At 69.1% G+C, this 7,150-nt stretch carries 6 protein-coding genes and 1 pseudogene; 3 read left to right on the top strand and 4 right to left on the bottom strand.

Translation table 11 applies throughout. The features are described 5' to 3' along the window. Nucleotides 1–384: pseudogene (locus RMO04_RS07320) on the top strand (ketol-acid reductoisomerase); the annotation flags it as partial. A gap of 54 nt (nt 385–438) precedes the next feature. Here the strand turns inward: RMO04_RS07320 and RMO04_RS07315 are convergent. Beyond that, nucleotides 439–1,983: a M28 family peptidase gene (locus RMO04_RS07315; protein WP_309644126.1), complete on the bottom strand. Its 1,545-nt coding sequence runs from the start codon at nt 1,981–1,983 to the stop codon at nt 439–441. Nucleotides 1,984–2,055: 72 nt separating this feature from the next. On the opposite strand from RMO04_RS07315, the gene RMO04_RS07310 reads away from it, so the two are divergent. Both RMO04_RS07310 and RMO04_RS07305 read left to right on the top strand, forming a co-directional pair. Then, nucleotides 2,056–2,673: an acyltransferase gene (locus tag RMO04_RS07310; protein WP_309644125.1), complete on the top strand. Its 618-nt coding sequence runs from the start codon at nt 2,056–2,058 to the stop codon at nt 2,671–2,673. A gap of 26 nt (nt 2,674–2,699) precedes the next feature. After that, entirely contained in the window at nt 2,700–4,190 is a 1,491-nt protein-coding gene (locus RMO04_RS07305; protein ID WP_309644124.1) for a hypothetical protein, read from the top strand. Here RMO04_RS07305 and RMO04_RS07300 read toward each other — a convergent pair. From RMO04_RS07300 to RMO04_RS07290, 3 genes are all read right to left on the bottom strand, one after another. Then, entirely contained in the window at nt 4,156–5,328 is a 1,173-nt protein-coding gene (locus tag RMO04_RS07300) for an aminotransferase class I/II-fold pyridoxal phosphate-dependent enzyme (RefSeq protein WP_309644123.1), read from the bottom strand. The genes RMO04_RS07305 and RMO04_RS07300 overlap by 35 nt on opposite strands. A gap of 70 nt (nt 5,329–5,398) precedes the next feature. After that, on the bottom strand, nt 5,399–6,451 hold the full coding sequence (locus tag RMO04_RS07295) for a PepSY-associated TM helix domain-containing protein (protein WP_309644122.1): 1,053 nt from the start codon (nt 6,449–6,451) through the stop codon (nt 5,399–5,401). Further along, a partial coding sequence (locus RMO04_RS07290; RefSeq protein WP_309644121.1) for a TonB-dependent receptor domain-containing protein occupies nt 6,451–7,150 on the bottom strand: 700 nt, incomplete at its 5' end. The genes RMO04_RS07295 and RMO04_RS07290, both read right to left, overlap by 1 nt.

Below are 7,150 nucleotides of genomic sequence, written 5' to 3'. Positions count from 1 at the left end.
ACCCTGACCGAGGCCGGCTACGCGCCGGAAATGGCCTACTTCGAATGCCTGCACGAGGTGAAGCTGATCGTCGACCTGATCTATGAAGGCGGCATCGCCAACATGAACTACTCGATCAGCAACACCGCCGAGTACGGCGAGTACGTCACCGGCCCGCGCATCATCACCGCCGAGACCAAGGCCGAGATGAAGAAGGTGCTGGAAGACATCCAGTCGGGCCGCTTCGTGCGCGACTTCATGGCCGAGAACCAGGCGGGCCAACCCAGCTTCAAGGCCACCCGCCGGCGCGGTTCGGAACACCAGATCGAGGAAGTCGGCGCCCGCCTGCGCGCCATGATGCCCTGGATCACCAAGAACAAGCTGGTCGACACCGCGCGGAACTAGGCGCGGACTTCAGCCTGGACACCGGAAGGCCCGGAGGCGACTCCGGGCCTTTTTCTATGGCGCCTTCGGCTTGAACGGGCTGGCGGGGTTCCAGGTGGGACGTTCCGGCGCGTTGGCGACCTTGGCGACCAGCCTGGCGTAGAAGGCGTTGAAATCGCGGGCGGCCTGGAAGTCCATCGGCTGGCCGATGTCGTCCTGGGGGCGGTGGTAGCGGGTCTGGTACCATTCGCGGTAGCGGGCCTCGGCCTCCGTGCCCGGGTCGAAGCCGAAGATGAAGCTGATGGCGGGCACGCCGGCCTGCATGAAGGGCCAGTGGTCGGTGCGGCTGAGCAGGCCGCGCTCGGGTTCCAGGTCGGGGCGGACCTCGACGCCCATGGGCGCGGCGAGCTTGCGGGCCGTGGCGCCCAGGCTGGTGTCGTCCACGGCCAGGGTGGTGAGGATCTTCAGCGGATAGAGCGGGCGAAGCTGATCGAGATTGAGCACCGCCACGGCGTCCTTCAGCGGCAGGGTGGGATGCTTCACGTACCAGTTGGAGCCCAGCAGGCCCTTTTCCTCGCCGGTCACCACGGCGAAAAGCACGCCGCGCCGATGGCCCTTGCCGGCCCGCTGCTCGGCGACCCGGACCAGCAGGGCGACATAGGCCGCGTCGTCCAGGGTTCCGTTGTAGAGGCTGTCGCCGCCAACGGGCTCGCCGTAGCCGTATCCGTCGAGGTGGGCGGTCAGGACGACGTGTTCGGCGCCCAGCTTGGGATCGGTCCCGGAAAGCAGGGCAAGGACGTTGCTGGAACGATAGTCGCGCGTGGTCACCGAGAGCGTGGCGCGCAGGCGCGCGGGGATGTCGAAGCTCTCCAGCGGCTGCTTGGCGCCGCCTTGCGCCAATATCGCCTTGGCGTCGCGGCCCGTTCCGGCCAGCAGCGTCTCGAAGGCCGCGGCGCTCAAGCTCATGGCCGGCAGGGTTGGCCCCGCCGGCTTGGCGTCGGCGAAACCCACGGAGCGGGCATAGGCCTGGGGCCAGCGGAATGGCTCGATGGTGAAGCCGGGGTCGTCGACCTGGACGATCCCCGCCGCCCCGGCCGCCTGGACCGCGCGGACCCGCTGCGCCCCTGTGGTCAGCCCCTGGCGGCGGGTGTTGAAGCAGATCACGATCTTGCCAGCCGCGCCGTCCAGGGCGTCGGGCGCGCAGTAGCCGCGGAAAGTCAGCGGCGCATCTAATCTTGCGGGCGTGTCGTCGGCGGGGCGGAACGAGATGTCGTGCAGGAACCGCAGCGGGACCTCGCCGCCGCCGTCGTGGACAAGGGTGAAGCTCGTGCCGGCCTTGGCCAGGGCCACCTCATGCAGGGCGACCTCCTGGAACCAGGTCCCGTTGTCGCCGGCCGGCTTCAGCCCGGCCTTCGCGAAGTGCTGGGCGACCAGATTGGCGGCGCGGTCATAGCCGGGCGCGCCGGTGTCGCGGCCCTCCATGTCATCGCCGGAGAGCGCCTCGGTGATCGCCCACCAGGCGCGGGTTTCCGGGTCCTTGATCTCTCCGAGGCGCGACTGAGCGTGGACAGACGAAGCGCAGAAAAGGGCGGCGCCGGCGGCAAGGAGGGTGCGTAGCATGGCGCCAAGCTCCGGGGTGGAGCGCCGGGCGTCAAGCGGTAGGCTGGCCATCGACTGAGTCGGGAGCGCCCCATGAAGACCTATCGCGGCCGGTTCATGCGCGAGGCCGAGCTTCGCGACCTGGGGGTGGCCGAGGTCGGGGAGAATGTCGCCGTCCACGAGACCTGCGTCCTGGTGGCGATGGAGAACATGCGCTTCGGCAGCAATGTGCGGATTGATCCCTTCACCCTGCTGAGCGCGGCGGGCGGCTGGCTGCGGGTCGGCGACTTCGTTCATGTGAGTTCCCACTGCGCGATCATGGCAGGGGCAGGGGTCGAACTGGCCGACTTCGCGGGCGTGGCGGCGGGCGCGCGAATCCTTTCGCGGTCGGACGATTTCAGCGGTGGCCACCTGACCGGCCCGACGGTGCCCGCCCAATTCACCAGCGCTACGGCGGACCGCCCTGTGCGGCTTGGACGGCATGTGGTCGTAGGCGCAGGCTCCGTCGTCCTGCCGCAGGTGGAGATCGGCGACGGAACGACGACCGGCGCCGGTTCGATCATCATCCGCAGCCTGGATCCCTGGGGGATCTACGTCGGCGCGCCGGCTAAATTTCTTCGTAACCGGCGGCAAGATATTATTGACCATGAGAGTCGCCTGCGGGCCGCCATGGCGGCCGGGGAGGTCGACTTGCCGGTGGCGCGCCTCTGAGCGAGCCATGCGACTTGGGGGCGGGCTTGGGCGTTCTGGACGAAGTACTGAATGACGCGCAGCCGGGCTATGTCGCTTCGGTCAGGACAATCCTGCAGCGCTTTATGGACGCGTTGGACCCGACGGCGTTCGACGGCGTTGCGAAGGCTGACTTCGTCCTGCACGTCATCGATCTGATCAGCCACTCCAGCCTCGCATCGGGTCACAGGCTGCAGTTGATCAGCGACCTTTCGAGCCTGGATTGGTGGTGCGATCTCGAACTGGGCGACGACGGAAGCGCCGCGCTCGCGGCCCTGGCGCGTCGCACCTACTTCCAGGAAGCTCACGCGATCGGGTTCCAGATGGAGCGCGCTGATCCGGCCGTGCAGCATGCGCACTGCGTGTTCGCCGGCCTGCTACTGGATGTGCTCCATTCGCCTACGCGGGGGGCGTTCGACTACATCCACGCCCTGGCCGCCGACCCCGACAACCACACTGTCGACGTCTTCTACTCGGGAACGCTGACGCCGGCGCTGCAGGCCTATGCGCGCACGCGGCTCGGGGCTTCCCTCGCCAAGGTGACCTTCCACTCCATCGACGCAGACCCCAACTTCCTGGCGCAGGCGGCTGGCAGCGGTCCGCGAACGTTCCACTTCTGGTGCGAACAGGCGTTCATCATCCACATCAGCCTGGCGGCCTTGGTGGGCCCCACCGTGATGTTCACCTGCGGGGACGCCGCGCCGGTGCAGTACGCCGACGTCTACTGGTACTGTCAGGACCCGGCCTACATCGCCAAGCTCTGGAGGCGGAAGGGTGCGCCCGACGGGTTCGCCGACAATTACCGCCAGTTGGAGAGCGCGCCGTTCAACCGATCGGTCGCGAAGCAAAACCGTGGTCGCGCTGAACTGGGCTTTAGACCGGAGGAGACGATCATCGTCACCGTCGGCAATCGCCTGGGGGTCGACATGGATCAGGCCTTCGTGGACGGCATGGGCGCGCTGGTGCGGGACAACCCCGAGATCCGTTGGGTCCTAGTGGGCCGTATGCAGGCGTTCTGGGTCGAGGCTTTCGAGTCGGTCCTGGGATCTCAGTTCACGCACATTCCCTATGACGACGATCTGGCCAGCCTGCTGGCGGTCTGCGACATCTTCGCGAATCCCTTCCGGGCGGGCGGCGGCAACACCGCGCTCATGGCCATCGACGCCGGGGCCGCGGTGATCACTCGCGGCGACGTCGGCGACGTGGGGGCCTTCGTGCCGTCGAGCCACCTGTCATGCGACGCCGAGAGCTACTTCGCGATGCTGGGCGCGCTGGTGGATGATCGGGCGCTACGGGCCGCCTGGCTGGTCGAGCAGCAGACCTTGCTGGCGCGGCGACTGGACCAGGACAACTTCGCCCGTGAGCTGAAAGTCTTGACGCAGATCGCCTTCCGCCGCTTCTCCGCACGCATCCCCACCTCGCTTGAAACCATCTTCGCCCAACCGATGCCGAAGCGGCTGGCGCTCAGGTCGTCAGGACGCGGCGCACGACTGCGCTGATCTCGTCGATCGCCGTGGTGTCCAGGCCCGGCCAGCAGGGCAGGCCCAGGGTCGTGGCGGCCAGACGCTCCGTCACCGGCAACGGCGCGCGGGGCAGGTCGCGGAAGGCCTGGTGGCCGTGCAGGCCCTTGCCCCACCAGCGGCGGGTGGCGATCTCGGCCTCACCCAGCCGCGCCTCGATCTCCAGGATGGCGGCCTCCGGCGCCTCGATGTTGAAGGTCGAGGCCATCCAGTCGTCGCCCAGGCCCGGCGCGATTCTGAGGTCGGGCAGGTCGGCCAGGGCCGCGCGGTAGTAGCCGAGCACCGACTGGTACTGGGCCCGCTGGAGCTTCCAGTGGTCGAGGGCCGCCAGCCCATAGGCGGCGGCGAACTCGCTGATCTTGCCATTGCAGCCGATCAGGCTGGAGTCGCGGCTACCGTCGAAGCCGAAGTTCGAGCGGCGGCGGATGTCGACGATCAGGTCGGGGTCGCGGCTGATGACGAAGCCGCCCTCGCCGATGCCGAGGATCTTGGTGGCGTGCAGGCTGACCACGGCGACCGAGCGCCCGACGGTCAGGGCGTCGAAGCCGGCGGCGGCGTCGAGGACGACCTCGACCCCTGTCTGGGCCTGGAACGCGTCCCAGGCCTGCGCATCCAGCGGCAGGCCGAAGGGCGCCACCGGCACGATGGCGGCCACGCCGTGCGAGATGCGCGGCAGGGCCTCCAGGGCGATCTCCGGCGTCAGGGCCCAGGTTCGCGGGTCGACGTCGACCAGGTAGGGCGTCAGGCCCGCGGCGAGCGCGGCGTGGGCCGTGGCGGCGAAGGTCCAGGCCGGCATCAGGCAGTAGCGGCCGCCCCGGGCGGCGGCGCGCTGCAGCGCCATGGTCAGGCCGCTGGTGGCGTTGTTGCAGGTGGCGACGTGGCCGGGCTCAAGGCCGAACTGGGCGGCCAGGCGGGTCTCGAACTGGCTGTTGAGCGGGCCGAAGTTGGAATAGGTCCGCGTCGCGTCGATGGACCGCAGATAGGGCAAGGCGGCCGACAGTTCGACCAGGCGGGGCTTGGCCACCGCGATGCGCGGGGCGCGCGCCAGGTCCCAAGGCTTGGCGGCCGTGCCGACGGGCGGCGGCGCCTCCGCGCCTGCTGGTTGGGTCCTGGCCATGGTTCTCGCCCCCGCAGGCGAACCTCGCCCACATTCCGGTCCATGGAGCCGGGTTTAGGTTGACGATAGCTTAAGCTTGGGCCGCGCGGCGTTGTCGCGGCTTGACCAGGAACGACCACAATCCCACCCCGCCCAGGCCGGCGAGCGCCAGGCCCGAGGCGAAGATCGCGATGTCGTAGGTCCGGCCGCCGACCGAGGCCGCGTGCAGGGGGTAGAAGGCGTTGTAGGCGCGCATCCCCGGCGCGAGCGCGCGGCTGTCGAGGGCGCCGATGGCCTGGCTGGTGGCTGGATCGATGTAGACGACGGTGCGGCCATTGGGATGCCATTCGCCGGCCTGACGCATGCGGATGGTCGCCGGCGCGCCGGCCTTCGCGGGCCAGCCAACCATGCGCAGGGTCGCGGTGGGGAACCGGGCCTGGGCCGCGCTCAGAGCCACGGGCCAGTCGATGTCCCCCAGGCCGGCCTTTGGCGGCTTGGGCGGTGTGACGCCGCCCGGGAAGGCTGCGGTCATTAGGGCCTGGCTCTGGTCGTGGAAGATGATCGCCCCGCCGGTCAGGCAAAGGACGAAGGTCGGGATCAGGAAGATCATGCCGGTATCGCGATGGGCCGAAACCAGATCCCTGCGCCGGGCGGAGCGGGGCCAGAGCCGCCAGGCGAAGGCTCGCCAGGAGGGAAGCCAGATGATCAGCCCGGTCAGCACCAGCAGCGCCCCGGCCAGGCCCGCGACGCCCACGAAAATCTCGCCGATCTCACCAGCTAGCAGGTGATGATGCAGGTCGAATATCCAGGCCTCCAGGCGGGCGTTGCCGCGCCAGGTCGCGACGAGGCCGCCGGCGGTGTCGGCATAGGCGTTGGACTCGTCCTTCAGATAGACCCGATGGACGCCCAGGTCGGGCCGGGCGAACACCAGCGTCCGGATTTCACCGGGGTGGGCCTGCTCCAGCGCCTCGGCCGCCTGGCCCAGGGTCTGAGGCGTCGGTGTCACGACTTGGCGCGCGGCCGGCATCGTCGCCCGCAGCCAGTCGTCCTTCAGCACCAACAGTGAGCCCGATAGCCCCAGCACGATCAGCAAGAGCGCCAGGACCGCGCCCGCCCAGGCATGGAGCGTTCGCAGCAAGCCCATCAGAAGTCGCGGGTCACGCCGAAGGCCACCGTCCGGCCGCGGCCGGCGAAGTAGCGGGCGTTATCGGTGGGGCCCTGGGTGTCGCTGAAGTAGCTGATGTACTGCTTGTCCAGCAGGTTCTGGACGCCCAGGGTCAGGGTCGCGAGCGGCGCCTTCCAGGACACCATGGCGTCGACCAGGCCGTAGCCCTCGAACCGATTGGCGGCGACCTCGCCCACGAAGCCGCGGCCGTAGAACTGCTGGGCCTGAAGGCGGCCGGACCAGTCGCCGCGAACGGCCTCCACATAGAGCAGGAGGCGGTCGGGCGAGATGTTGGCGCCGTTGAGGTCGCGGTCGACGGCGCCGTCGCCGTTGGAATCCGTGAGGCCGTCCAGATGGGCGTAGGAGCCGCCGACGGTGAGCCAGTCGGTGGCGGCGACCTTGGCGGAAATCTCGATCCCCTCGACCTCGGTGCGCTGGCGCTGGACCTCGAAATTGCCGCCGGGGTTCAGCACGAGCAGCGATCCGCGGTCGGAGGTGGAGCGGAACCAGGCGGCCTGGGCCTGCAGCGGGCCGGCCTTGTAGTCCAGGCCGACCTCGGTGTTGTCGGAGACCACCGGGGTCACGTCCAGATAGGTGTCGACGTCGCGGTTCGGCGTGTTGATCGCCCGCAGCACCCGGCCGACGTCGGGCATTGTGAAGCCCTGGGCGTAGGAGGCG

Origin of the sequence: Phenylobacterium sp. (assembly GCF_031412415.1) — a bacterium.
Classification (GTDB): domain Bacteria; phylum Pseudomonadota; class Alphaproteobacteria; order Caulobacterales; family Caulobacteraceae; genus Phenylobacterium.
Note: the sequence above shows the minus strand (reverse complement) of the source record. Positions and strands in the feature narration are given on the sequence as shown.

What these genes read in the sequence shown, in the direction of transcription:
- RMO04_RS07315 (WP_309644126.1), bottom strand. Translation starts at nt 1,983, where the DNA reads ATGCTACGCACCCTCCTTGCCGCCGGCGCCGCCCTTTTCTGCGCTTCG.
- RMO04_RS07310 (WP_309644125.1), top strand. Translation starts at nt 2,056, where the DNA reads ATGAAGACCTATCGCGGCCGGTTCATGCGCGAGGCCGAGCTTCGCGAC.
- RMO04_RS07295 (WP_309644122.1), bottom strand. Translation starts at nt 6,451, where the DNA reads ATGGGCTTGCTGCGAACGCTCCATGCCTGGGCGGGCGCGGTCCTGGCG.
- RMO04_RS07300 (WP_309644123.1), bottom strand. Translation starts at nt 5,328, where the DNA reads ATGGCCAGGACCCAACCAGCAGGCGCGGAGGCGCCGCCGCCCGTCGGC.